The following is a 25,675-nucleotide window of genomic DNA, read 5'->3' on the forward strand; positions in this document are numbered from 1 at the left end:
TCCTTCGATCGGCAGAGGGACGAGGACTATGCCGGCCTTCGCAGGATGGAGCGTCAGGGCCGAGCGGGTTCGACAGCGCTCTCGTCGATCTCGCGAAGCACGGAGAGGATGCCGTCGACGTCGTTGAGCCGCGGGACCCATTCCGGGCGGAGCGTGACGGTGCCGTTCGTGTACTTCTTGATGTAGTTCAACAGCACCGTGATCATGTTGAGCGAGCTGATGCCCAACTCCTGCCGCGTCGTCGCGCCCGCGACCTGCTCGTACGTGAGGCCGGCGCCCACGGGTTGAGTCGCGAGAAACTCGGCGAACCTGTGGCGGTAGTCGTCAGTGCCCATTGTTCTCGACCTTCGGGAAGGGAAAGCCGTTGAGGTTGTTCTCGTAGATCCGGTTGTGCCCGTACGCGTCCTCGCCGGACACCATCACGCAGCCGTGCTTGTCGAGGCTGATCGAGTCGCCGAAACCGGAGAGGCGGTCGATGTGCTCGTAGACCCGCACGGACGGCGAGACGTAGCGGGACGCCATGCCCACCCGCTTGCTGGTGCTGGTGTTGGGGTACGAGCCGTGGATGCACTTGGCCAGGAAGATGACGAACTGGCCGGGCCTGAGTTCCATGTCGACGATCTCGTGCGAGTTCGGGTCCCAGTCCTTGTCGAGCTTGAGCTCGGAGTAGTCGTAGCCGAAGAAGTCGTGGGACTTGCTCTCCACGTTGCGGGTCATCGGCCTGGTCTCGTCGTAGTACCACTGCTTGTGGGTGCCCGGCAGGAAGCGCAGGCATCCGTGCGCCTTGTCCGCCTCGGAAAAGGCCGTCCAGACGGTCAGCTCCTGCGTGGCCTCCTTGGACTCCTCCGTGTACCGCAGCGAGGGGTACGAAACGGTCTCCGACTCGAACACGGTGAACGCCTCAACCTGGTGGAAGCCCGTCCCCGTGTCGCCTGGCTCCTTTTCGAAGATGTGCGTCTTCCAGCACATGATGTCGTTGCCCATGAGGCTGCGGAGCTTGTGGACGATCGCCGGTTGAGCGATGTGCCGGGACAGCGCGTTGCAGTCGAGGTGGCGGTCGTAGTTGATGATCGTTGACTCGTGCGGCTTGTTCTCCGAGGTAACCATTTCGATCATGGCCTGGCTCCAGATCAGCGGAGCCTCTTCCTCCGTGTAGAGGTCGAACGGCCCCAGGAACCCGTTTTCCTTGAAGAACTCCACCTGCTCAGTCGTCAGCCCTTGGGACGCCGTCTTGATACCGCTTTCAGCCACCTTGATTTCCTTCCTCATGATGCCTGTACTGGCCGGACTGAGAGCCTCGGGTCGGTCCGCGCCGGCGAAGACCACTCGGACGCCAGTTGAGCCAACCGTAGGCGGCGTAGACGGCGCGGTCCTGTCACAGGAACCGGGGTCCCCCGCAGCTCAGATTTCCTCGTACCGCATCCGCCGGGCGATCGCGGTGCTCATCGCCGCGGCCAGCTGGTCGGCGTGCTCCTCGTCGAACAGGCTCAGGTGGTTTCCCTTGATCTCCACGGTGTCCACCTCGGCGGCAAAGGCCGACCAGCCGCGGTCGCCGTCCAGGTACCCGGCCGGGAACGGCGGCGCGTCGGCAGGCAGCGGGTCGCTCGCGCGCAGCAGGTCCACCTCGGCCGGGTAGTACTCAGGCCGGTAGTCCAGGAACGCCGCCCGGTTGCGCTCGACCGTCGCGGTCAGGTCGGCCACCGCCGTTGCGGCAGCGCCAGCGCCCTCCAGACGCAGCACGTCAAGCTCCAGGACCGAACGACGGACCTGGGCGGCGTCCTCCGCGGAGGACATGAACGAGGGCGGTGCCCAGGTGTCCAGCAGCAGGGTCGCGGCGACCCGGTCGCCGCGACGCAGCCAGTGGCGGGCCATCTCCAGCGCCACGCCGCCGCCCATCGACCAGCCGGCGACCACGACCGGGGCGACGCCGCGGACCGCGTCGACCGCCTCCACGTATCGGGCCGCGATCTGTTCTACCGACGCCGGTGGGTCGCCCGGCAGCGACTGCAGCGCGTACACCGCGAACTCCCGCCCCAGCCGCTTGGCCACCTCGTAGAACGGCAGAACCGAACCGCTCGCGGCGTGCACGAGGACCACCAGCGGCGCGCCCGGGCTCTCGGCCAGGCTCACCAACGGGCCCGCCTCCACCGGCGAGGCCGGCATCGCGCCCAGCGTCGCCGCCAACGCCCGGACCGTCGGACCGGTGAACACGTCCTGGACGGTCGGTCGCAGCCCGAGCTCGCTCGCGCACTCCTCGATCAGCTTGAAGACCAGCAGCGAGTGGCCCCCCATGTTGAAGAAGCTCTCGGTGACACGGACCGAGTCCCGGCGCAGGATCCGGCTGAATATCGTGGCCAGCCGCGCCTCCAGGGCGGTCTCGGGTACGCCCGCGTCATCGGCCTCGTCGGCGTCCGCGTCGCGGACCCGGAGGTCGAGCAGCGCGGCCATGTCGATCTCGCCAGGACCGGTCCGGGGGAGGTCGTCCACCACCGAGACGGTCGCCGGCACCAGGTAGTCGGGCAGCCGCTTCGCGGCACCGTCGTGCAGCGTCCTGCCGGACAGCTCCCGATCGTCGTCCGGCACCACGAAGGCGGCGAGGCCACCCTCCGGCGCCGCGGTCACGACAGCCCGCCACACGCCGTCCTGGTCGGTGAAGGCCGCCTCGATGTCGGCCGGATCGACGCGCAGGCCGTGGATCCGGATCTGCCGGTCGATCGGCCCGAGGTGCTCCAGCACGCCGTCGTCGCGGTACCGGCACAGTTCGCCGGTGCGGAACATGCGGGCGCCGGGCGCGCCGAACGGATCGGCCACGAACCCGGCCGCGGTCAGCGCCGGCCGCCGGTGGTACCCGCGGGCCAGACCGGTCCCGCCGACGTAGAGCTCGCCGGCCACACCGACGGGTACCGGCGACAGCGCCTCGTCCAGGACCCGCAGGGTGTGGCCGGCGGCGGGGCGGCCCTTCTCGGTGACCCGGCCGGTTTCGGCCAGCCCGTAACCGGTGACGACCTCGCCCGGGAAGCCGGCCACGTCTGGCGCCATCGACGGCACGACCGACAGCGTCGTGACGCCGTGCTCGTCGACGAACTCCGGCAGACGCCGCAGGTCGCTGCGCACCGCCGGCGGGCAGATCGCGACCGTCGCGCCCTGGGACAGCGGCCAGAAGCAGCGCTCGGGCGTCTCCAGGAGCACGACGTCGCCCGGACCGAGCGGATGGTCGCGCCGCAGCTGCTCCAGCTCGGCCAGCGCGCCCTCGACCGGGTAGGCGACCGCCACCACCTGGCCGGCGGCGCCCGCCAGGTAGCGCAGGTGCACCAGGTCGGCCGCGGCCGCTTCGGCCGGCAGGTCGTCCGCGGGCGCGCCGGCCCACCGCCCGGAACGCGCGAACGAGAGCACCTGCCACGATCCGGCCGGCACCCGGCCCGCCGTCGCCGCGTCGGTGATCACCACCGCCGGCGCGGCGTCATCCAGCATCGCCTCGCACCGGTCGTCGTCCGGGTCGAGTGACACGTACGGGACGCCGGCCTTGACCGCGGCGAGCAACGCGACGATCTCGTCGTTCCCCGGGGAAAGGTACAGTGCCACGACGGTGCGCGGCCCGGCTCCGGTCTCGCGCAGCGTCCACGCCAGCCGGTTGGCCCGGGCGTTCAACTCGGCATAGCTGACCTGGCCCTGGTCACCACGCAACGCGATCGCGTCCGGAGCGCGGCGGACCTGCTCCTCGAACGGGTGCGCCAGTGTGCGGTAGGCGACCTCCGGCCGCGCGTCCCGGTCGCGCCCGTGCAGGATCCGGTGCTGTTCGGCCTGCGTCAGCAGCGGCAGCTCGAACGCGCGCGCGTCCGGCCGCTCGGCGGCCGCGCCCACCAGGCCGACGAGGACGTCCGCGAACCGGAGCGCGGTCCGCCGCTCGAACAGGTCGGCCGAGTACACGATGAGGCCGCTGAGGCCGTCGCCCTCCGTGGCCAGGCTCAGGGCCAGATCCCACATCGCGGAGTTCGTGTCCAGCTCCACGCCGAGATCGGCCGTCCCGCCCGCGCCGGCACCCGACTGCTGAAGGTTGACCATGGTCTGGAACACCTGGTGCACCCCGGAGAGCCGGGGCAGTCCCAGCTCGGCCACCACCCGGTCGTACGGCACGGCCTGATGGTCGTGGGCCTCCAGGAGGGTGTCGTGCACCTGCCGGACGACATCGCGGAACGTCGGGTCGCCGGACAGGTCGGTGCGCAGCGGCACCGACCTCACGAAGCAGCCCACGATCGACTCGGCGACCTCCTGGTCCCGGCCGGCCAGCGGCGCGCCGACGAGAATGTCCCGCTGCCCCGACATCCGGGCCAGAAACAGCTTGTACGCGGCCAGGACCACGACGAACAGGGTGACGCCCTCGTCCGCCGCCAGCCGCTGCAACCGCGCCAGCAGGGGGCCGGGGACGGTGACCGGCACGGTGTGTCCGCCGCGGCTGGATGCGGCCGGCCGGGGGTGATCCCTCGGCAGGTCGAGCACCGGTAGCTCACCGGCCAGCTTGTCGGTCCAGTAGGACAGGTCGCGCTGGATCGCCGCCTCGTCGGTGTGCTCGCGTTCCCAGGCCACGTAGTCGAGGAAGCCGACCGGCGGGGGCGGATCGAGCGGCCGGCCCGCCAGCAGCGTGTCCAGCTCCTGGACGACGCGCAGCCGGGACAGCCCGTCGGCGACCAGGTGGTGGAAGTTGGTCGTCAGCATGATGCGGTCGCCGGGCAACGCGAATCCGATGATCTGGAAGAAGCACGGCTCGTCGAGCGGGAACGGTCGCTGGACGGCCCGGTTGCTGATCTCGGTGGCCCGTGCCGCCGCCTCGTCCGCCGGAAGGTGCCGCAGGTCGTGCCAGGTCACCGGTGGCTCGATCGGACCGCAGTCCTGCTGCATCGGCACACCGTCGCGCTCGAACATCCGCACCCGCAGGCTGTCGTGCCGGGCCATCAGCTGCGCAGTGGCGGCGCGCAACGTCGCGAAGTCCAGCGCCTGCTCCATGATCCGCACGTCCGGGATGCTGTACTCCGTGCTGTCCGGATAGCGCCGGCAGGAGAACCAGATCCGCGCCTGCGGCGGGTTGAGCGGCACGGCGGTACCCGGCGGCACCGGGGCGATGCGCTGGGCTTCGACCGCGGTGGCCCGCTCGCGCAGCAACCTCATGAGCAGTCGCTGCTTGTCCCCGTCCAGCGTGGTCATCGGGTCACCCCTCCCGGGTCGCCGAGCCGATCGGCGACGTCGTCGTCGGACAGCACAGCCAGCTCGGCGAGCAGCGACTTCTCCAGGTACGCGGCGACGCCGGCGATCGTTGGCGCGTCGAAGAACTGCCGGACGGTGATCGAGACCCCGAACCGGGTCTTGATCCGGTGCAGCATCTGCACGGCCGAGAGCGAGGTGCCGCCAGCGGCGAAGAAGTTCCGGTCGCGACCGATCTGCTTGACCTGCAGCAGCTCGCGCCACACCTCGGCGATCTCCGCCTCGATCAGTGAGGTGACCTCCGAGACACCGCTGCGGGCCTCCCGGTCCCGGGGGGTCGGAGCGGGCAGCGCCTGCCGGTCCACCTTGCCGGAGGGCGTCAGGGGCAGGGCGTCGAGCTTCACGTACACCCCCGGCAGCAGGTACTGGGACAGGTACCCGGCGGCGTACCCGGCCACCTCGGAGATGTCCGCGTCCGGGCCGACCAGGTAGGCCACGATCTCCTTGACGCCGGGCTGGTCCTCCCGGATCGCCACGACCGTCCGCTCGACCGCCGGGTGGCTGCCCACCACGGCCTCGATCTCGCCGGGCTCCACCCGTACGCCCCGGACCTTGGCCTGGCCGTCCGCCCGGCCGGCGTAGTGCAGCAGGCCGTCCCCGTCGCGGCTGGCGAGGTCGCCGGTGCGGTACAGCCGCTCCCCCGGTACCACCGGACGAGGATGTGGCAGGAACCGTTGCGCCGTCAGCTCCGGCTGGCCCAGGTAGCCGCGGGCCAGGCCGTCCACGCCGGCGACGTACAGTTCGCCGACCACACCCGGGGGCACCGGCCGCAGCGCCTCGTCCAGCACGTACAGCCGGTAGCCGTTGACCGCCCGTCCCATCGGCACACCGCCGCCGGTCGGCCAGGACCGCCCGGTCCAGAGCGCGACCTCGGAGGTCTCGGTCTGGCCGTAGGCATTGTGCAGGTCGACGCCGAAGTGGGTGGCGAACCGCTCCAGCAGCACTGCGGGCACCGCCTCACCGGAGGTCTGCACGCAGCCCAGGTCCGGGTACCCGGTGGGTGGCACGGTGGCCAGATACGTGTCCAGCATGGACGGTACGAAGTGGGCCAGTACCGTGCCCGGCTCGGCGAGCAGCTCGGCCAGGTACGGCACGTCCGTCTCCGACTTCGCCTCGGCCAGCCGCACCGTGGCACCGGCGGCGAGCGTCGCGAAGATCTCCCAGATCGCGACGTCGAAGATCAGTGGTGTCTTGTGCACCACCTGCTGGCCGGGGCGGAGCGCGTACCGCCTGGCGATCCACTCCACTCTGGACGCCGCGCAGCCGTGATCGATGACCACGCCCTTGGGGCGGCCGGTGGACCCGGACGTGTAGTAGACGAAGGCCGTGTTCCGCGGGTGGATCGGGACGCCGCCGTGGTCCGCCGGGCCGGGCGGCGCCGCGGGATCGACGACCGGCAGGCCCTCCAGCCCGGCCGGCGGCGGCCCGGCGCTGATCACCGCGGCCATCGCGCAGTCGTCGGCGATCCAGCGCAGGCGCTCGGCCGGGTAGCCGACGTCCAGCGGCACGAAGCCGGCACCGGCCCGGAGCACCCCGAGCAGCGCCGCGACCGACTCCACCGAGCGTGGGACGCAGACGCCGACCAGGGACTCCGGCCCGACGCCGGCAGCCGCGAGCGCGGCCGCCACCGCCTCGGCCCGGGCGTCCAGCTCGGCGTAGCTGACGGCGGTGCTCCCGGCCCGCACGGCGACCGCGGCCGGATCACGGGCCAGTGCCGCGTGGTAGCCGTCGTGCAGCAGCGTGCCGGCGGCGCGACGGTCCTCGTGGCCGGCGTCGATCGCGGCCAGTTGGGCGTCGGCCGCGTCGGCCGGGAGCAGCGGCAGCTCGGCCAGCCGGGCCGACGGGTCGGCAAGCGTGGACCGCAGGAGTGTGGTCAGGGCGTCCTGCCAGTGCTGGGCGGAGGTGCGGTCGAAGCGGCGGGTGGCGTACTCGACCTCGCCGGCGATCGTCCCGCCGTCCAGCCGCAGCGTGCAGGTGAGCGCGACCTTGGCGGTACCGGAGTGGACAAGCTGCTCGGTGATTCGCAGGCCGTCGATCTCGCCGCCGCCGTCGACGGGGGTGGACTGCAGCACGAACATGGTCTGGAAGACCGGGTTCTGGGCGGCGTCCCCGCCCCGGGAGAGGTTGCCGACCATCTCGGTGAACGGCAGGTCCTGCCGGGACAGCGCCTCGGCCAGCGCGGCGTCGGTCCGCTCGACCAGTTCCCGGAAGCGCATCCCGGGGGTGAACCGCATCCGCAGCGGGACGGTGTTGACCAGGTAGCCGACCAGGTCCTCGGTCCCCGGGCGGGCCCGACCGGCAACCGGCACGCCGACGACCACGTCGTCGACACCACCGCTCATCCGGTGCAGGGTGCCGAGAAAGCCGGCGAGCAGCACACCGAAGGGCGTCGAGCCGCAGGCGCGGGCGACCCGTTCCACCTCAGCCACGCCGACACCGGCGAATGTGAGCGGCAGCGAGAAGCCGGCGTGGCCGTGCGCCCCGGTCGGCCGGCCAGGTTCGGCCACCGGCGCCTGGCCGTCGAGCCGTTCGGCCCAGTACCGGCGCTGCTCGGCCGCCTCCGGCGAGCCCAGCCAGCGCTCCTGCCAGGCCACGTGGTCGGCGTACCGCACGGTCGGCGCCGGTAGCCGGCGGCCCTGGTAAAGCGCGGCGAACTCCCGCCAGAACACCCCGAGCGACCAGGCGTCGAAGGCGCTGTGGTGCACGTCGAGCAGCCACAGATGCTCCTGGTCACCCACCCGGTAGCAGGACGAGTGCAGCAGAGGGCCTTCGCAGAGGTCGAAGGGGCGGGCCGCGTCGACCTCGGCACGGCGGGTGGCGGCGGCGCGGTCGGCGACGGTGGTGACCTCGGTGCGGACCGGTGCCGGCGGCCGGAGCCGGGACCAGACCTCGCCGTCGCGTTCGGCGAGGGTGGTCCGCAGCGTCTCGTGCCGCTCGACCAGTGCGGTGAGTGCCGCGTCCATCCGCTCGAGGTCGAGCGGACCCGTGATCCAGTACCCGAGGGGTACCGCGTATGACGCGGCGCCGTGGTGCAGTTGGTCCAGATACCAGAGCGCGGCCTGGCCCCGCGAGGCCGGACGCCATTCGCCGTGCTCGCCGGCCGGGACGACTCCGGCGGCGTCGTCACGCCGGTGGGTGCCCGCCGTGACCAGGTCGGCGAGGCCGGTGACGGTCGGCGCGGCGCGCAGCTGGTTGAACGTCAGTGCCACCCCGGTGACCTGGGCGACCCGGCTCAGCAGTTGCAGCCCGCGCAGGGAGTCGCCGCCGGCCGCGAAGAAGTCCTCGTCGGCGCCGGCCGGCCGGCCGAGCACGTCGGCGACGAGCCGCGCGACGGTTTCTTCCACAGTGGACGATGTCGGTTCGGCGGCGTGGTCGGCGACGGGCGGTGCCGGTGGCGGCGGCAGCTCTGCGGGCAGCACCTTTCCATTGAGCGCGGACCGCGGGATCCGGTCCAGCCAGACGACGGCCTGCGGGACCATGACGGCGGGCAGTCGGTCGGCCAGTTCGGCACTGAGCGCGACGTCCGCCGCCGGGGTGTGCTCCCCTTCGACGTACGCGATCAGGCGGGCGCCGGAGACCGGGTCCTCGGCGGCGACCACGACAGCGTCTCGCACGCCGGAGCAGGCCCGCACCGCGTTCTCCACCTGGCCGGGCTCGACCCTGAACCCCCGGATCTTGACCTGGCGGTCGGATCGGCCGAGGAACTGGAGATTTCCGTCCGGCAGCAGGCTGGCCCGGTCCCCGGTGTGGTACATCCGCGCGCCGGGCGGCCCGAACGGGTCCGGCCGGAACCGGTCGGCGGTCCTGTCCGGCGCACCCAGGTAGCCGCGGGCCAGCCCGGAGCCGGCGATCCACACGTCCCCCGGTTCGCCGTCGGCCACCGGCGCCAACGTCTCGTCGAGCAGCCGCACGGCCGTTTCCGGCAGTGGACGTCCGATCGGGACGAGTCCGACGTCGGGCAGGTTGGCCGGGTCCGGGTGGTAGGTCGTACAGCTGATCGTGGTCTCGGTGGGCCCGTAGTCGGCGACGAAGTCCACCGGCCGCGGACCGACGACATTCAGCCAGGCCGCGAGCTTGTCCATCCGCAACTTGTCACCGCCGATGAACGCCAGACGCAGGCGCTCGGGTAGTGACACGATCCCGGCGGCCAGGTCGTCGACCCACTGGTGCCAGTAGTTGCTGGGCAGGCTCACCATCGTCGCCTCGCGGGCCGTCATCAGTTCGGTCAGCTCGACGCTGGTGGGACGGGGGGTGTCCGGCAGGACGACCGCCGCGCCGGCCAGCCACGCCGGCAGCACCTCCTCCAGCGAGGCGTCGACATGCATCGAGGTGAACTGCATGAACCGGTCGGTCGGCCGGAGGTCCAGCTCCGCCCGGATCGCCGTGGCGTGCCCGACGAGGCTGGCATGCGAGACCCCGACGGGCTTGGGCCGGCCGGTGGAGCCGGAGGTGAAGATGCAGTACGCGAGATTGTCGGGCCACATCGCCGGCGTCGGGCGGCTGGCCGGGACCCCGCCGGCCAGGTCGTCCAGGTCGATCACGGAGAATCCGGAGCCGTCGAATTGCCGCTCCGGCCCGCCGCGCAGCACGAACCGCACCTCGGCGTCGGCCAGCATCCCGGCCACCAGCCTGGCGGGCAGCGCGGCGTCGAGCGGGACGTAGACGCCGCCGGCCTTCCACACGGCCAGCAGCGTCACCAGCCAGCGGTCGGACTGCTCGACGGCCACCCCGACGCGGACCTCGGGCCGTACGCCGCGCGCGGCGAGTCGCCCGGCCAGCGCGTCGGCCCGATCGTCGAGCTGGCGGAAGCTCAGCACGCCGGTGCCGGTGACGACCGCCGCCGCGTCGGGCGTACGCACCGCCTGAGCCTCGATCAAGTGGTGCACGCAAAGATCGGACATCGATCGCCTACCTCCGCATATGTGTCGGGAATGGGGCGCACGGGATCAGGCGACCGCGCTGTCGACGGTGGCGCGGCGCCAGCTCTGGTACAGGCCGGCGTAGACGCCGTCCGCGGCGACCAGCTCGTCGTGCCGGCCGCGTTCGACCAGCCGGCCGCCGTCGAGCACGATCACCTCGTCGGCCTGGACGGCGACGGCCAGCCGGTGGGCGACGGTCAGCGACGTTCGCCCCGCCGTCAGCCGGCGCAACGCCTCGATGAGGGTCAGCTCGATCCGCGGGTCCACGGCCGAGGTCGCCTCGTCGAGGATCAGGCAGGCCGGGTCGGCCAGGTGCGCCCGGGCCAGTGCGACCAGCTGCCGCTCGCCGGCGGACAGGCTCTCCCCGCGCTGCCCGACCGGGGTGTCGAGGCCCTGCGGCAGGCCGGCGAGGAAATCCGCCGCACCCAACTCGTGGAAGGTCTGCGCGACCTCGTCGCGGGTGGCGGACGGCCGTCCGTACCGGACGTTATCCTCCACGGTGGTGTCGAACAGGAACGGCTCCTGCGGCACGACCACCAGGCGGGAGCGCAGCGACTCGGTCGCGATCCGCCGCACGTCGATGCCGCCGATCAGGATGCTGCCCCGGTCCGGATCGGCCAGCCGGGCGATCAGCTTGGCCAGCGTCGTCTTGCCCGATCCGGTGGCGCCGACGAGCACGACCTGACGGCCGGCCGGCACCTCGAACGACACGTCGGTCAGAGCCACGCCGGCGCCCGGGTAGCCGAAGGTGACGTTCTTTACGACCACCGCCGGTGGGCTGGCCGGCAGCTGCCGGCCGTCGACCGGCTCCGGGACGTCCTCGGCGATGTCCAGCAGGGCCAGCACCCGGCGCCAGCCGGCGACCGCGTTCTGCGTGAAGTCGAGGATCTGGGTGAACTCGGTGATCGGCGCCAGGAACAGGGTGACGAGCAGGATGAACGCGACCAGCTCGCCCGCGCTGTGCCCGCTCGACGGGCCGATCGCCAGTCCGACCGCGACGACGCCGACCACGATGATCACGGCGAACAGGTCGGCGAGGGAGAACAGTACGCTGCCGAGGTTTCCGGCACGGATCTTCGCGTCCCGCCACCGGTGGATGGCCCTCGTGGTGCGTCGGAGACTGGGCGCCGTGATGCCGTATGCGCGGATGACGGGCGCGCCCTGGATCGCCTCCGAGGTCACCGTGAGCAGGTCGGCGACCCGGACCCGGACCGCGGAGTGGGCGGCGCCGAGGCGGCCGGCGATCACCCTGATCAGCAGGATCAGCGGCACGGTCAGCGCCACCGTGACAAGTGTCAGCCACAAGTCGTAGTAGGCCATGCCGGCGAGGGCCGCCAGCATGATGGCGCCGTTGACCACCCAGGCGATCCCGCCCCACTGCAGGAAGACGCTGAGGGTCTCCACGTCGGAGGTGACCCGGGAGACCAGCTTCCCCCTCGTCTCGGCCGAGTGGTATGCCACGCTGAGCCGGTGCACGTGGGTGAAGGCGCGCACCCGCAGGCCGAACAGTGCGCGTTCGCTGGCGATCGCGAGGCGCAGCAGGCTGGCCCAGTTGGCCAGGCCGGTGGCCGCCACCGCCACCGCCGCCAGCGCACCCAGGCCGAGCAGGTGGCCGGTGTCGAGATGCCCGATGCTCAGCCCCTGGTCGATGAGCTGCTGGATGAGGATCGGTACGGCCAGCCGCCCGATCCCGCCCAGCAGCGCGAGGGCGATCGTCACGGCCAGGCCGGCTCTGATCTCCGGGATGGTGGCGAGCCCGCGACGTACCACCGCGAACGTCGACCCGGTCACGCTCTCGGCCGCTGCCGGAACCGCGGTCATCGTGAGCCCACCTTTCGCATGCCCTCGTCGCCGGGCACACCCTGCTCTCGCTCGTAGGCCCGGATCAGCCGGTCGTAGCTGTCGATCCGCAGCAGGTCCGGGTGGGCGCCGACGCCGGCCACCCGGCCGCGGTCGAGGTAGATGACCGCGTCGGCGAGGGCCAGCGTCGCCGCGCTGCTGGTGACCACGATCGTGGTGGTGGACGGCAGGCCGGTGGCGAGGCCGCTCATGATCTCCTGCCGGGTGGTGGCGTCGACGGCGGACGTCGCCTCGTCCAGCAGCAGCACCCGCGGCCGGCGCACCAGCGCCCGGGCCAGCGCGATACGTTGCCGCTCACCCCCGGACAGCGTCACGCCGCGCTCGCCGACCCGGGTCGCCAGGCCCTCCGGCTGGCCTTCCACCAGAGCGGTGGCCCGGGCCAGGCGCAACGCGTCGTCCAGCCGCACCCGGTCGCGGTCCGCGAGGGTGGACTCGAAGTCCAGCAGGACGTTCTCGGCCAGCGTGCCGGCGAACAGGAACGGTTCCTGAAAGACCGCCGCGCACGTCGCCGCCCGGTCGGCCGCGGCGACCCGGTACAGGTCGACCCCGTTCAGCAGCACGGTGCCGCTGGTGGGTGGCAGCAGGCCGGCCAGGGTGAGCAGGAGCGTGCTCTTGCCCGAGCCGGTGCTTCCGGTGATCGCGACCGTCGCTCCGGCGGGGACGTCGAAGCTCACCTCGGAAAGGACCGCCGGGCCGTCCCCGTAGGCGAACCCGAGATCGCGTACGTGCAGCCCGAGCGGGCCGTCCGGCAGCGGCAGCGGCTCGTCTGGCGCCGACGGCGGTGTCTCGCGCAGGACCTTCTGGACCCGGTCGTACCCGGCCAGCGAGCGCGGCACCGCGCCGAGCACGTTGCCGATCGTGCGCACCGGCACGACCAGCAGCGCGAACAGGTTGACGAAGCTGACCAGAGTGCCGACCGTGATCGCGCCGCTGCTCACCCGCCATGCCCCGACCAGCACGATGACCAGCGACGTCGCCATCGGTACCAGCTCGAAGAGCGTGTCCAGCATCGTCTCACGGACGGCCAGGGCGATCTTGGCGTCGCGCAGCCGGCCGGACTCGGCGGCGAACCGGTCCCGCTCGGCGCGGCCCAGGCCGAGCGTCTTGACCAGGAACGCGCCGTCGACGCTCTCGTGGGCGACCGCGGTCACCCGGCCCAGCCGCTCCTGGGCCTCGGTGGCGGGCGCCTCCACGCGCTTCTGGTAGATGGAGTTGACCAGCAGCAGCGCCGGGATCATGGCGCCGCCGACCAGGGCCAGGATCGGGTCCACCGCCAGCGTCCAGCCGGCCGCGATCACAAACAGCAGGGACATGCCGAGCACCAGCGGCATCCGGGCCGGCAGCTCCGCGGCCGCCTCCGGATCGGTGGTGACGTGCGCCAGCTTCTCGCCGGTCGGGTGGGCCTGGTGGTACGCCATCGGCAGCGCGTCGTATCGCGCGACCACCGCCCTGCGCAAGGTGGCGTCGAAGCGGGCCCGGGTCGCGGTGGTGGCCCATCGCTGGACCAGCAGCGCCGCGCCCTGCGCCACGCCGATCGCGAGCACCACCAGGACCACCGCGAGCGCGGTGCCGGTGGCCACCCGGCCGTCCTCGAACCTGGGTATCACCACCCGGTTGACCAGTTCGCCGAGCGCGACGGACCAGGCGACCAGCCCTCCGCCGTACAGCAGCGCACCGGCCAGCCCCGCGCTCATCGGCCCCGGATGGGCCCGGAAGGCGGCGAGCAGCAGCACCCGCGATCGGCGGACGAGGTCGGGCCGCGCGGCTGTTCTCTGCTCCGCCATGGCACCTTCCTAGGTTCTCGTTCGTCGGCGTGCCGCTCGGAAACGCGCGGCACGCCGACAATGTCCGGACAGGACGTCCCGCTCAGAAGTATGAGCGCAGCACGCCCCGGCGGCGGACATCCGTCGTGGCACAGTGGAACGAGCCGCCGAAACTGTTGAAGTGCCGGAACGGGCACAGGATCGGTGTGATGCCCCAGCTCTCGGCCAACCGCTGCATCGGCAGATCCTCCGCCTCGACGAGCATGTGGGTCTCGTCCAGCATGACGACGTTCATGTTGATCCACTTACTGGTCATGTACATCGGATGGCCGTCCGGGATGACCGGATCCGGCGCCCGACGCACCTCCCAGTCCTTGAACTGGCTCGGCACCTCGACCACCCGGTACGGATGGATCAGCAGCTTGCCGGGCGCGAGCGGCATCAGACTCGCGTCGATGTGCATGGGATGGTCGTCGGCCAGCTCGACCACGTGCACCTGGTACTCGTCGCCGATCTCCCGGCGCAACCACTCGATGCCCATCATGTTCGTCACGTGGCTGCGCTGCACGAAAATGTCCTGGCCGCACCGGATGAGGTCGGCCGCGTCGAAGGTCGGCTCGAACTCGGTGATCACCGACCGGAACGGCTCGCCGTCCGGCTGGTCGGTCCACCCCTGGACGTACAGCTCGTCGCTGAGTTCCGGGCGCGGGCCGGCGCTCCACCGGGCGCCGGCCCGGAAGTACTCCTTCAGCAGGGGCCGGAAGGCGGAGCTGGCAAAGTACCGGGACCGCCACGCCATCGGCGCCTCGATGATCCGGTCACCGACCACCAGGAGCAGGTCGCGGGGCATCGCGTCGTACAGACCCGTGCTGGTCCAGCCCGGTGCGCCGTACGGGCGGCCGTGGTCGCGTGGCTCGGGCCGGCGGACCCGCACGCCCTCGTTCTCCAGGATCTCGACGAGTTGGTCCAACTCGTCGCGTGCGGCGGCGATCTCGTCGGCGGGGAACGGTTGTCCGGCCCGTTCCCGGAACACCGCGCGCTGGGCCGGCGACAGCGGCGCGGCGGTCGCGACGTCGTACGGCGGGAAGTGCGCGCCGTCGACAATGCCGACGATCACCTCCTCCAGCGGATCCCACTCGTTGTAGCAGCTGACCGGGGATCCGGTCGGCTCCTCTGACTCAGCCACTGTGTCCTCCGGTCGTGTCGTCAGCGGTGGTCGCTCATGGCAGCCCGCAGGCTGGCCGGCCGCATGTCGGTCCACAGCTCGCTGATGCGCGCGAGGCAGCCCTCCCGGGCCGCCGGCTCGCCGACCGGCTCCCATCCGGCCGGTACCGGCTGGCCCGCCCGCCAGATCGAGTACTGCTCCTCGTCGTTTCGCACGATCACGTACAGCTCGTCGGTGTCGGTCATGACTGCCTCTCGCTCTCGGTCCGGGCCACGCGCGGCTCCGGGGACGGGGAGTACCGGCCGTGCAGCGACTCGATCTCCAGCTCCACACCGACGGCAGGCCCGCTGGCCGCGGGATCGAGCCGCGCCAGGTGCGCCGCGATCCGGTCCCGGTCGGTCACCAGCCGCGCGCACCCGCGGACGTCGACGAACATCGGGTTTCCGGCGGGTGCCGTCTGCGGCTGGAACATCACCAGCGCCCTGCCGCCGTCCAGCAGCGGCAGCTGCGGGTCGGCCGGACCGAGCACGCCGAACAGCACCCCGTGGCGGCCACGGCCACGATCCAGCACCAGCGGCAGCCGGGTGGCGACCGGAAACTGGCCCGGGCCGGCACTGACCAGCGTGCCGGTCCCGCACCCGTCGATCAGCGCCACCAGCGTCGCGGCGTCCGACACGGCCTCGGGCCGCGCCGACGCTACCGCGCGGGCCAGCGACCCACCGTCCTTGGTGATGGCGGTGATGATCTGCTTGGACCGGAACGGCAGCAGCGACAGCAGCGTGTCACCGAGCCCGTGTGTCGCCTCGGCGAAGCCCTGCACGTACAGGCCGCAGGTCAGCTCACCGGTGGTACGCACGCGGTGGTCTCGGGACACCACCGGCCGGCCCGCCCCGTCGGTGTCCACATAGGGCAGCAGCTCGCGGTACATCACCGGATCCAGCTCACGCCGGTAGCCGGTGGCCAGCACCAGGATGTCGGCGCGCAACGTGCGCGTCCCGCCGCCGAAACGGTCTTCGACCCCGATCCGCACGCCCGTGTCGTCGGCCGCCGCCCGGGTCAGGCGGGAGCCGTCGTGCACCACGAGCCGGGTGCGACCACGGACCTCGTCGGCGTAGACCAGGCGGTACAGGTCGTCCAGGAAACCGGCCTCCACCACGCCGTAGTTGGTGGACCGCAGGCTTGCGGCGTAGTCGCGCCGGTTCGCCTCGTTGCGGTAGTAGAACTCGTCGGCGTTGGCTTCGAAGAACTGCTCGTTCGCGAACGGGTTGTTGTCGGTGGCACGCAGCGAGTACCCGGGCAGGATCAGGTGGACGCGGGCGTTGCGGTACCGGTCCAGCAGGTAGTGGGTTATCTCGCCGGCGCTCTGCCCGTCGCCGGTGACCGCGAACTCCCACTGCCGGTCGTGGTCGGTCAAACTACCGGGGACCGTGGACAGGAACGCGCTGGAGTGCACCACGGTCGGGCCGAGTGTCACCGCGTCCGGCACGCGGGGCACGCCGCCGAGCGCGTGCACCAGGTTCCGGGCGTGGTATTCGACGGCGTCACCGGTCGCGAGGTCGGTCACGGTCACCCGGAACAGCGACAGCCCACCGTCCTCGCCGCGTGCCGGTGCCACCGCGCGCACGTCCGAGCGGTAGCGCACCACGCCGGCGAACTGCCCGGCGACCCACCGCAGGTAGTCCTGGAACTCCAGCCGGGTCGGCCGGAACTCGGCCAGGTTCACGAACTTCTCCAGCCGCCCCTTGGCCTTCTCGTACTGCAGGAAGGTGAACGGGCTGGCGAGGTTGCGCAGGGACACCAGATCCTTGAGGAAGGAGATCTGCATCCGCGCGCCGTCGATGAGCATGCCCTCGTGCCAGCGCGTGTCCGGGTTGCGCTCCAGAAACAGGCAGCTGCGATCCGGCGCGATCTCCTGAGCGGCGATCGCGAGCGCGATGTTCGACGGTCCGAAGCCCAGTCCGATCACGTCGTACGGGTCGTCCGGCGTGCCGAGTTTCCTCACGTACCGCTCCCTCCTCGGCCGCCAGCCCGCCTCATCCGACGGCCTGCGGCGCTGACGAGCGGGCGACGACCCGACCGGTGTCCAGGAAGCCGACCATCGCCGGCACCGGGGATACCACGCGGCCGGCCTCGTCGAGCCGCTGCTGATACTGCGCCGCGACCGCGGGGAGTCGGCTCCAGTGCGTCGCGGGGCGCAGATGGTGCTCCTGGTGGTACCCGTCGTTGAAGGTCAGCCGGTTGTACAGCCGGCCGTAGTGACTCACCGAGTTGGCGTACCGGCTGTCCGGCTCGGCGCCGAAGTGCCGGTAGTAGTTCTGGATGTTGACCAGGGTGAAGGCGACCGCCACCGCCGGCAGGTAGCAGATCAGCAGCCACTGCCAGGACAGCACGGCGAGGAGCCCGGTGACGGCCACCTGCGCGAGCCGGTCGTAGCGGACCCGGGCCAGCTCGGCCGCGCGTCGGCCCGGATGCCGGGTGGCCAGTCCGCGCAGCGTGGTCTCCCGCGGGCCGACCGCGCACAGCCGGCGCAGGGACGCCCAGGTTCCGGCGTAGTCCTGGATCGACGCGGCGAGGCTGAAGACCAGGTACCGCCACAGTGGCGCGTGCTCCTCGTCCCGGCTGTACCGGTAGGTGGAGCTGAGGTCCTCGGTGGTCCCCGCACGCTTGCGGTCGTTGTTGTACCGGTGGTGGTTGCGCACGTGGCTGAGGTGGTACGCCTGCACCGACTGCGCGATGTTCGCCGAGCTGATCATCGACACGACCGTGTTCAACCGGTCGTTGGTGAACCAGGGCTGGTGCACGAACAGGTGCGTCACCACGATCAGCGAGTACGTCATCATGGCGGTGACCAGAAGCGCTGATCCGAGGCGCCACCACAGCCCGTCCGGCGTCAGTGCGGCGAGCGCCATCGTGCCGGCGAACTGCGCGAGACAGATCCCGAGCAGAATGGCGTCCGCCGGGCTGTTCCGCCACAGTCGCCGAGGCTTGCCGTCGACCATTTCACTGCACCTCTCCTGGGTACTCATCGACGAGGCCCGGGGCACACCCGCGGGGCTGCCGTCGGCGGGCATGATCCGTCGGGCGGTTCTACCCGGGAGGATGCCGCTCGTCGCTCGTGACCGTCCGATCGACCGTATTCAGCGCGGGACCCACCGGCGCAGTCACGTGAACCGGCGACGCGGCCGCCGGTGCGGTCGACCGGTTCGCGGGCAGCGTCGATCGCGGGTCACCCCGGCCGGGCACCCGGTGATCGCCGCCCGGTCAGGACCGCTTGTAGATCAACTCGGTGATGGTCGCCCGGCGCGCGCTGGCGAACGACTCCTCGCTGCCGATGAGGACGAACCCGTTGCGTTCCAGCACCCGGACGGAGGCGAGGTTGTCCTCGGCGACCCGGCCGTAGACCGGACGCACGGTCACCTCCTCCAGCAGGCCCGCGAGGGCCGCGGTGGCCACGCCCCGGCCCCACCAGTCCTTGCGGATCCAGTAGGTGACCTCGGTGTCCCCCTCGATCGGAAAGGCGGCGGCGCTGCCGACGATCTCACCGCCGATCTCGACGACCTTCGTGACGATCGCGTCGTCGGCCAGGATCTTCTGAAACTTCCGCACGTAGGCGTCACGATCGAGGGCGGTCTTGTCGTCGATGAAGGCCGCCAGGTACCGCGCGGTGTCGTCGAGCTGGATCTCGAACATCGTCGGCAGATCGTCTTCGCGAAGATCCCGCAACGCGACCGCTCCGCCCGCGTTCTCCGCCACCGCGGCCCCCCAAGATCGACAGAACAACCGATCGTGCCAGTCAAAAGAACATGTGACGGTACCACGCCAGCGATCCCGCGGAAGGGATGCGCCTCGCCTGCGCCGACACGACGCGGAACCGTTTTACGGGACGCGGCGCCGCGACGGCGCGGCGCTAGTTTCGGGGCAGGAATTCGGGCCGGTCAGCCTTACCGCCGTGCACCGCGACCCGCCGTGCGAAGCCGACGTCACATGGAAACGGTGACGAGCGAAGGAGGGCCCACCGTGGTGCGGCACAGCGAGTTGTTGACGCCCCAGACGGCCGACTATCTCGCTTTCCTGGATCGCGCGGAAATGATCTATCTCCCCTACCTGATGTATTTCAACCGGCCGAACTTCCGGTCCACCGCCATCAACACCGACCAGTTCGGGTTCCGGATGTCGCACGGTCCGGACGGGCGGGCCTCCGTTGGCGACCACCGGCTCGACGGACCGGTCCGGCTGCTCGTGGGCGGGTCGGGGGTGCTGGGCTACGGCGCCACAAGCGACGCCGCCACGCTGCCGTCCCGGCTCTGGACGAAGCACGCGCCGTCGCGGCCGTGGCTCAACTTCGGCGCCCCGTACTTCAACTCCACCCAGGAACTCATCCTGTTCATGCTCTACCGGCACCTGCTTCCGCCGGTGGACGAGATCGTCGTCTTCAGCGGCTTCAACAACCTCGTCATGGCGCAGCTGAACCACCTGCCACTGCACGGCCAGGGCGCGTTCTTCTTCTGCAACGAGTACTTCGAGAAGATGCAGGAACTGCGTAAGCGGTACGCCAAGCCGGTCAAGGGTCCGCGGTGGCGGACCGGGCCGAAGTCGACGCCGGAGCCGGCTCCACCGTCTCAGCCGACGCCGGCGACCATGATCGAGGCCGCGGTCGAGCTCACGATGCGGCACCTGGACAGCTGGCTGGTGATGGCCGGCGCGACCAACGCCCGGGTCAGTTTCGTCCTGCAACCGCTGGCGTCCTGGGTCCGGCAGGAGCCGGCCGACCAGGAGAAGCTGCTGTTCGACGAGTTCGACCGGTTCTCCGAGTACGGGACCTGGGAGGAGCGCTACGGCCTCGTCGGAAGCCGCGCCACCGGAGCCGCCTACGCGGCGGCGCTCGCCACGGCCTGCGCAGGGCGGGGCGTGCCGTTCGTCGACATGAACTCCCGGCTCGCGGCGGCGGTGACTGCCGGGGACTGGCTCTTCGTCGATCGCGGGCACTTCACCGACGACGGAAACGAGATCATGGCGGGACTGCTCGCCGAGAGTCTCGCGCTGTCGTGAGGCGAGGCACGTCGGCCAGCCGGCGAGGGGAGGTGATTCGCCGTGGCGTTTCTGCGCAGAGCGATAGCCAGGCTCTTTCGACGGAAGAGGAAGAAGAAGTCCGATGCGTCCATCTACCCGATGTTCTGACGAGGCGGTAGACGACCCGGCGGCGCTGTCGGCCCGGACGGTGTTCGCGCGTGCCCTGGACCCGGAAAGTACGCCGCTGCCCGACGCACTGCGTTCGGCGATCGTGGCGGAGCTGGACGGCGCCGCCGCCCACGACACCGGTACGCGGGTCCGGACGGCCGACCTCGGCGCGTCGGTCACCGCGTGGGCCGACGCCCAACGGGCACGCTTCGCGGCACTGTTCGCCACCGCCGAGCGCGCGGGCTGTGTCGACGTGCTCGTCCGCCGGGCGTCACTGGCCTGCGCGCCATTGGGCCTGCTGTCCGGCGCGTGGCTGCAGTGGCTGAGCGAGCCGGGCAACGCCGAGGAAGCGGTCACCATGCGGGTGCTGGCGCTCTTCGCCGGCGACGTCGGCGCCGGGCATCCGCGGGCCTCGCGGGGCGCCGCGTACCTGGCCCTCCTGCAGCACCTGCGGGTGGCGGTGCACGCGCAACCGGCCGGCCGGCTCGCGGGGGACCGCCGGATCTCTGACCGCTCGTTCTACCTCCCGGCGGTGGCGTTGACGATGAGCCGGCGGCCCGACGCGTACCGGGGGGAGATCATCGGTCTTGATCTCTGCCTGCGTCAGGTCGGCACTCTCCCGCCGCTGGACGGTGTCCATGACCGTATCCGGCACGCGATCGACTGGGTGGCGCTGGATCCGAGCCGGGCACGCACGCCAGGCCGACCGGCGGCGGTGGGAGAGGCCCGAGCCGTCGCGACCGCGTTCATCCAGTCCGCCGGTACGGGCGGCGCGGCCGCGGTCGAGCGCGGCTTCACCTGGGCCTTCGTCGCGCTTCGCACCTGGTGCGAGCAGGTGTACCAGGAGCTCGACGCCGCGCGCGACCCGGCCTTCGAGATGGCGGAGCTGGTGCGGTCCCGGGCCCGGGAGGCGTCGGCCTATCACGACCGGTTCCTCGTGCAGGGCCGGCCGTTGCAGCAGTGGCTCGCCGAGGCGCGCACCGACCCGATCCCGTTGATGACCGCGCTGGCCAGCAGTCGCCTCGTCCGGCCCGGCAGGTCCGGGGCAAGCCGCCTGACCGGCTCTCTGGTCTCGGACAACGGCCCGATGTTCCGGGTGTTCCCGGACGACGACCTGGCGACGATCAGGCGGTGGATCGACGCGCTGCCGGCCGGCCCGGCGCAGCGCGCCCGGCCGTCCCTGCCGACCTGTCAGCCCGTCGTGCTCCGGTCGGAGCAGGACACTGCCCCCGACGACGGCGACGGGCCGGCGAACATCCGGCAGGCGTACACGTACCTGCTGCGGCGCACCGTCACACCGGCCACCCGCCGGTACGCGCTGCGGTACGTCGGCAAGTGGCTCGCCCGCTCGCGGCACGGCATGAACCGGTCCGCCCGGTCGCTGCCGGCGCGGCCGCCGGCGGACGGTCTGCGGCCGTGGCTGCTCGACCAGCACGACCTGCACAACGACGAGTTCCATCACGGCCTGAGCGATCCGTTGCCGGAGCGCGCCGACCTGATCGACTCGACCCTGCAACTGGCGCCGCTCACCCTCATCGACGGCGCCTGGCTGGCCGGCTACACCGACTATCAGCTCGCCTCCTCCGAGCCCGGGCACTTCCTGTTCGAGACCTACTGGGACGAGTTGGGAAACGGTGACCTGGCCCTGAACCATCCGCTGATCTACCGCACCGTGTTGCGGCAGATGGGTATCGACCTGCCGCCGACCCGGTCGCCGGAGTTCGCGGCCTGGCCCGGGTTCCGGGACCAGTCGTTCGAACTGCCGGTCTACTGGCTGGCGATCGGTCGGTTCCCGCGCACGTTCGAGGCGGAGATCCTCGGCCTGAACCTGGCGATGGAGCTGTCCGGTGTCGGCGGCAGCTACCGCCGGGCCCGGCAGGCGCTCAAGGAGTACGGCTACAGCACCGTGTTCGTCGACATCCACAACACCATCGACAACGTCGCGACCGGACACTCCGCGTGGGCGGCCGACGCCATCGACGGGTACCTGGCGCAGCAGGCGCCGACAGCCCGCGCCCGCGTCTGGGACCGGATCCGGGCCGGATACCGCTCGCTGAACCCACCGTCGGGATTCTGGGCACGCAACGCGGCTCGGCGCGCACGAATTGAGGTGCCATCGCATGTCTGACCTGGTCATCGGCATCTCCGCCTACTACCACGACAGCGCGGCGGCACTCGTCGCCGACGGCCGGCCGGTCGCGGCCGCGCAGGAGGAGCGGTTCACCCGCCGCCGCCACGACCCGGCGTTCCCCGCCCGGGCGGTCTCGTACACGCTCGGCGAGGTCGGTGCCACGCTCGCGGACGTGTCGGCGATCGCCTACTACGAGGACCCGGCGCTGAAGTTCCGCCGCGTCCTGGCCACCTACCTGGGCGCGGTCCCGTTCGGTCTGGCCTCGTTCCGGGACACCCTGCCCGAATGGTGGACGTCGAAACGGCGGATCGTCGATGTCGTACGCCGCGAGTTGGAGGCACTGGCGCTGGGACCGGTACCGCGGATCGTCTGCCGGCGCCATCACGAGTCACACGCGGCGTCGGCATTCCTGGCCAGCCCGTACGAGTCGGCCGCTGTGCTGTGCATCGACGGTGTCGGCGAGTGGGCGACCACGTCGATCTGGCACGGGCAGGGCACCCGGCTCAGGCCGTTGGCCGAAATCCGGTTCCCGCACTCGCTCGGCCTGCTCTACTCGGCCTTCACCTACTTCTGCGGTTTCAAGGTTGATTCGGGTGAGTACAAGCTGATGGGCCTCGCCCCCTACGGCGAGCCGCGGTACGCCGACCTGATCCGCGAGCGGCTGATCCACGTCAAGCCGGACGGCTCCTTCCGCCTCAACATGCGGTACTTCGAGTTCCTGCGCGGCCAGGTGATGACCGGTCGCGGCTTCGAGAAACTGTTCGGCGGTCCGCGCCGGGAGCGGGAGAGCACGCTGACCCAGCGCGAGTTCGACCTGGCCGCATCCGTGCAACTGGTCACCGAGGAGGTCGTGCTCAAGCTGGCCCGGACCGCGCGGGCGCTGACCGGCGAGTCACGGTTGTGCATGGCCGGTGGTGTCGCGCTGAACTGCGTCGCCAACGGAAAGATCCTCGCCAACTCCATCGTCGACGAGATCTGGATCCAACCCGCGGCCGGTGACGCCGGCGGTGCGCTGGGCGCGGCGCTCGCGGTCGCGGTCGACCGGGGCGCCGGGCGCGTGCACGCCGGCACCGGACTCGACGCGATGGCCGGATCACTACTGGGACCCCGGTACAGCGACGACGAGATCGCCGCCTACCTGACGGCGGGCGGGATTCCGCACCGCCGGCTCGAGCCGGCGGAGTTGGCCGCCGAGGTCGCGAAGGCGATCGCGGCGGGAAAGGTCGTGGGCTGGTTCCAGGGCCGGATGGAGTTCGGCCCACGGGCGCTGGGCGCGCGGTCGATCCTCGGCGACCCGCGCGATCCGGCGACCCAGTCGGTGATGAACCTGAAGATCAAGTTCCGGGAGTCGTTCCGCCCGTTCGCGCCGTCCGTGCTCGCCGACGACGCGAAGGACTTCTTCGACCTTCCGCAGGACAGCCCGTACATGCTCCTGGTCGCGCCGGTCGCCGAGGCGGCCCGCCTCGCCGTCGAGGCGGACTCCGGCCGCACCGGTCTCGATCTGCTCAACGTGCCCCGGTCGGTGATCCCGGCGGTAACGCACCTGGATTACTCCGCGCGCGTGCAGACCGTCCGCCGGCGGGACAACCCCCCGTACCACCAGCTGCTTCTCGCGCTGAAGCGGGAGATCGGCAGCAGCGTCGTGGTGAACACGTCGTTCAACGTCCGCGGCGAACCGATCGTGAACACTCCGCACGAGGCATACAGGTGCTTCATGCGGACCGACATCGACATGCTCGCGCTCGGCGGATTCCTGTTGCAGAAGTCCGACCAGCCCGAGTGGAAGGAAGACGTGGACTGGCGCGCCGAAGTGCCCCTCGACTGACCGCACCCGCCTGCCGCACCGATTGGACCCCTCATGCGCAGAGTCCTGCTCACGATCGCCTACGTCCTGCTCGTGATCCCGGCCGGCCTGGTGACCCGGGTCGTGCGCGATCCCATGCGCCGGTCCTGGTCGCGGGGACGCCGCAGCTACTGGCAGAACCCGGCCGGTTGACGCGGGCCGGTCACGCCGGGCTGAAGACCAGCTCGTCGGCGATCGTCCGCTCGATCGCGCGGACCGCGGCGAGCACCGCCTCCGGCCGCTCGGCCACGCCCTCCACCACGCCGATCGTGCCCTGCGTGCCCTGTCGCCAGTCGACCCGGTCGCCGGGTGCGGCGATGCGGACGACCGAGAGGATGTCCGAGCGGTCCTCGAGGCCGGCCACGCGCCCCCAGGAGGTGAGCCGCCAGTCGCCGACCGGGGGCAGGATCTGGTAGCAGAACGCGACCGCGGCGGGCTCGCCGGCCGGCATCACCGGCCGGCGGCCGACGGCCACCTCGAACGCGATCCGGACCGCTTCCACGCCGTAGGACCGATAGAGCATCGTCGCCACGTAGCCGCCCAGGCGGGCGTTCACCTCGATCACGACGGGCCCGTCGGCGGTCAGCTTCAACTCGACGTGCATCCAGCCGTCCGCCAGGCCGAGCGCCCGGCAGGCCGCCTCGGCGACCCGGTAGGCCTCCTCCTTGACCGCCGCGGGCAGCAGGCCGGGCAGGATGAAGCCACTTTCCCGGAACGGCTCCCGCAGCGGCAGCCGCGAATTGAGCATCTGGTAGGCGACCGTGCCGCGCCACAGCAGCGTCTCGACCGACACGTAGTCGCCGAGGTCGGGACCGGCGACCGAGGGGCAGCCGACCAGCATCTCCTCGACGACGAACTGGTCGACCTCACCGGCGGCGAACGCCTCGGCGGCGAGCCGCAGCGCGTCCTGCGGACCGTCCAGGCGGTACACGTGCTGGCTGGCGGCGCCGCGGACCGGCTTGAGCACGGCCGGCGTGCCCACCGCGGCGAGTGCGTCCACCACCTGGTCGGGCCGGTCGAGCCGGCGGAACCGCGGCACCCGCAGCCCCGCATCGCGCAACAGTCGCCGCTGGACGTACTTGTCGGTGGCGGCCAGTGCCGCGCTCTCCGAGTGGTAGCGCAGGCCGAGCCGGGCCGCCAGCCGCGCGGCGAGCGGCAGGTCGCGATCGGAGAACGCCACGATGCCGGCCGGCCGGCGGGCCGCGAGCACCGCGGCTCCGGCCGCCTCGTCGGTCACGTCGACGACCTCACCGACCGCCGCCAGCAGCTCGGCCAGTCCGTTCGGCACGGCGTCGAGCGGCGCGGCGAACACCAGGTCGAAGCCGTCGGAGTCGGCGGCCAGCTCGATCGGCGTGGCGGCACCGGCGGTGTAGACCACGACCACGGTGGCTGTCATGCGCGCACCAGCGCGGCACCGCCGCGGTCCCAGGTCCAGCACCCGACGGCCTCGCGCGGGCCGTGCCGGTTGTCCGGCCGGGACGCGGCCGGTACCGCGGCGAGGATGTCCGGGGCGAAGCGGTACCGCTCGGCGAAGTCCGAACCGGCCACAGTCCACTCCCT

17 protein-coding genes are annotated in these 25,675 nt (G+C 71.6%); 4 read left to right on the top strand and 13 right to left on the bottom strand.

Annotation, left to right across the window (positions count from 1 at the left end; genetic code table 11):
- Positions 1–53: 53 nt before the first annotated feature.
- From ACN27G_RS13830 to ACN27G_RS13880, 11 genes are all read right to left on the bottom strand, one after another.
- Positions 54–335, bottom strand: a complete 282-nt coding sequence (locus ACN27G_RS13830) for a hypothetical protein (protein ID WP_421493216.1) — start codon at positions 333–335, stop codon at positions 54–56.
- Positions 325–1,251 (bottom strand): phytanoyl-CoA dioxygenase family protein, encoded by a 927-nt coding sequence (locus ACN27G_RS13835; protein ID WP_421493217.1) that lies wholly within the window; start codon positions 1,249–1,251, stop codon positions 325–327. Before ACN27G_RS13835 ends, ACN27G_RS13830 begins: the two co-directional genes overlap by 11 nt.
- A gap of 150 nt (positions 1,252–1,401) precedes the next feature.
- Complete coding sequence (locus tag ACN27G_RS13840) at positions 1,402–5,199, bottom strand: non-ribosomal peptide synthetase (RefSeq protein WP_421493218.1); 3,798 nt, start codon at positions 5,197–5,199, stop codon at positions 1,402–1,404.
- Positions 5,196–10,142, bottom strand: a complete 4,947-nt coding sequence (locus tag ACN27G_RS13845; protein WP_421493219.1) for an amino acid adenylation domain-containing protein — start codon at positions 10,140–10,142, stop codon at positions 5,196–5,198. Before ACN27G_RS13845 ends, ACN27G_RS13840 begins: the two co-directional genes overlap by 4 nt.
- Before the next feature lie 60 nt (positions 10,143–10,202).
- Complete coding sequence (locus ACN27G_RS13850) at positions 10,203–11,996, bottom strand: ABC transporter ATP-binding protein (RefSeq protein WP_421493220.1); 1,794 nt, start codon at positions 11,994–11,996, stop codon at positions 10,203–10,205.
- Positions 11,993–13,819 (bottom strand): ABC transporter ATP-binding protein, encoded by a 1,827-nt coding sequence (locus ACN27G_RS13855; protein WP_421493221.1) that lies wholly within the window; start codon positions 13,817–13,819, stop codon positions 11,993–11,995. The genes ACN27G_RS13850 and ACN27G_RS13855 overlap by 4 nt, the downstream gene beginning before the upstream one ends.
- Before the next feature lie 82 nt (positions 13,820–13,901).
- Positions 13,902–14,984: an amidinotransferase gene (locus ACN27G_RS13860; RefSeq protein WP_421493222.1), complete on the bottom strand. Its 1,083-nt coding sequence runs from the start codon at positions 14,982–14,984 to the stop codon at positions 13,902–13,904.
- A gap of 20 nt (positions 14,985–15,004) precedes the next feature.
- Entirely contained in the window at positions 15,005–15,208 is a 204-nt protein-coding gene (locus ACN27G_RS13865) for an MbtH family protein (RefSeq protein WP_421493223.1), read from the bottom strand.
- On the bottom strand, positions 15,205–16,965 hold the full coding sequence (locus ACN27G_RS13870; protein WP_421493224.1) for a SidA/IucD/PvdA family monooxygenase: 1,761 nt from the start codon (positions 16,963–16,965) through the stop codon (positions 15,205–15,207). The genes ACN27G_RS13865 and ACN27G_RS13870 overlap by 4 nt, the downstream gene beginning before the upstream one ends.
- A 31-nt stretch (positions 16,966–16,996) precedes the next feature.
- Positions 16,997–17,962 (bottom strand): fatty acid desaturase family protein, encoded by a 966-nt coding sequence (locus ACN27G_RS13875; RefSeq protein ID WP_421493225.1) that lies wholly within the window; start codon positions 17,960–17,962, stop codon positions 16,997–16,999.
- 262 nt (positions 17,963–18,224) lie between these two features.
- Entirely contained in the window at positions 18,225–18,716 is a 492-nt protein-coding gene (locus tag ACN27G_RS13880; RefSeq protein WP_421493226.1) for a GNAT family N-acetyltransferase, read from the bottom strand.
- 240 nt (positions 18,717–18,956) lie between these two features.
- On the opposite strand from ACN27G_RS13880, the gene ACN27G_RS13885 reads away from it, so the two are divergent.
- The 4 genes from ACN27G_RS13885 (at position 18,957) to ACN27G_RS13900 (ending at position 24,268) form a co-directional block, all read left to right on the top strand.
- Positions 18,957–20,012, top strand: a complete 1,056-nt coding sequence (locus ACN27G_RS13885; protein ID WP_421493227.1) for an Inducer of phenazine A — start codon at positions 18,957–18,959, stop codon at positions 20,010–20,012.
- A gap of 103 nt (positions 20,013–20,115) precedes the next feature.
- Positions 20,116–22,269 carry an iron-containing redox enzyme family protein gene (locus tag ACN27G_RS13890; RefSeq protein ID WP_421493228.1) on the top strand — a complete coding sequence of 718 codons (2,154 nt, stop codon included), beginning with the start codon at positions 20,116–20,118 and terminating at the stop codon, positions 22,267–22,269.
- The gene (locus ACN27G_RS13895; protein WP_421493229.1) at positions 22,262–24,097 is read left to right on the top strand and encodes a carbamoyltransferase; all 1,836 of its coding nucleotides are present in this window, start codon (positions 22,262–22,264) and stop codon (positions 24,095–24,097) included. The genes ACN27G_RS13890 and ACN27G_RS13895 overlap by 8 nt, the downstream gene beginning before the upstream one ends.
- Positions 24,098–24,130: 33 nt before the next feature.
- Complete coding sequence (locus ACN27G_RS13900) at positions 24,131–24,268, top strand: hypothetical protein (RefSeq protein ID WP_421493230.1); 138 nt, start codon at positions 24,131–24,133, stop codon at positions 24,266–24,268.
- A 10-nt stretch (positions 24,269–24,278) separates the two neighbouring features.
- Here the strand turns inward: ACN27G_RS13900 and ACN27G_RS13905 are convergent, their stop codons facing one another.
- Both ACN27G_RS13905 and ACN27G_RS13910 read right to left on the bottom strand, forming a co-directional pair.
- A complete protein-coding gene (locus tag ACN27G_RS13905) occupies positions 24,279–25,511 on the bottom strand; it encodes an ATP-grasp domain-containing protein (protein WP_421493231.1) in 1,233 nt (410 codons plus the stop codon).
- On the bottom strand, positions 25,508–25,663 hold the full coding sequence (locus tag ACN27G_RS13910) for a hypothetical protein (protein WP_421493232.1): 156 nt from the start codon (positions 25,661–25,663) through the stop codon (positions 25,508–25,510). Before ACN27G_RS13910 ends, ACN27G_RS13905 begins: the two co-directional genes overlap by 4 nt.
- Positions 25,664–25,675 lie beyond the last annotated feature (12 nt).

Source organism: Plantactinospora sp. WMMB334, assembly GCF_049179095.1.
Lineage (GTDB): Bacteria > Actinomycetota > Actinomycetes > Mycobacteriales > Micromonosporaceae > Plantactinospora.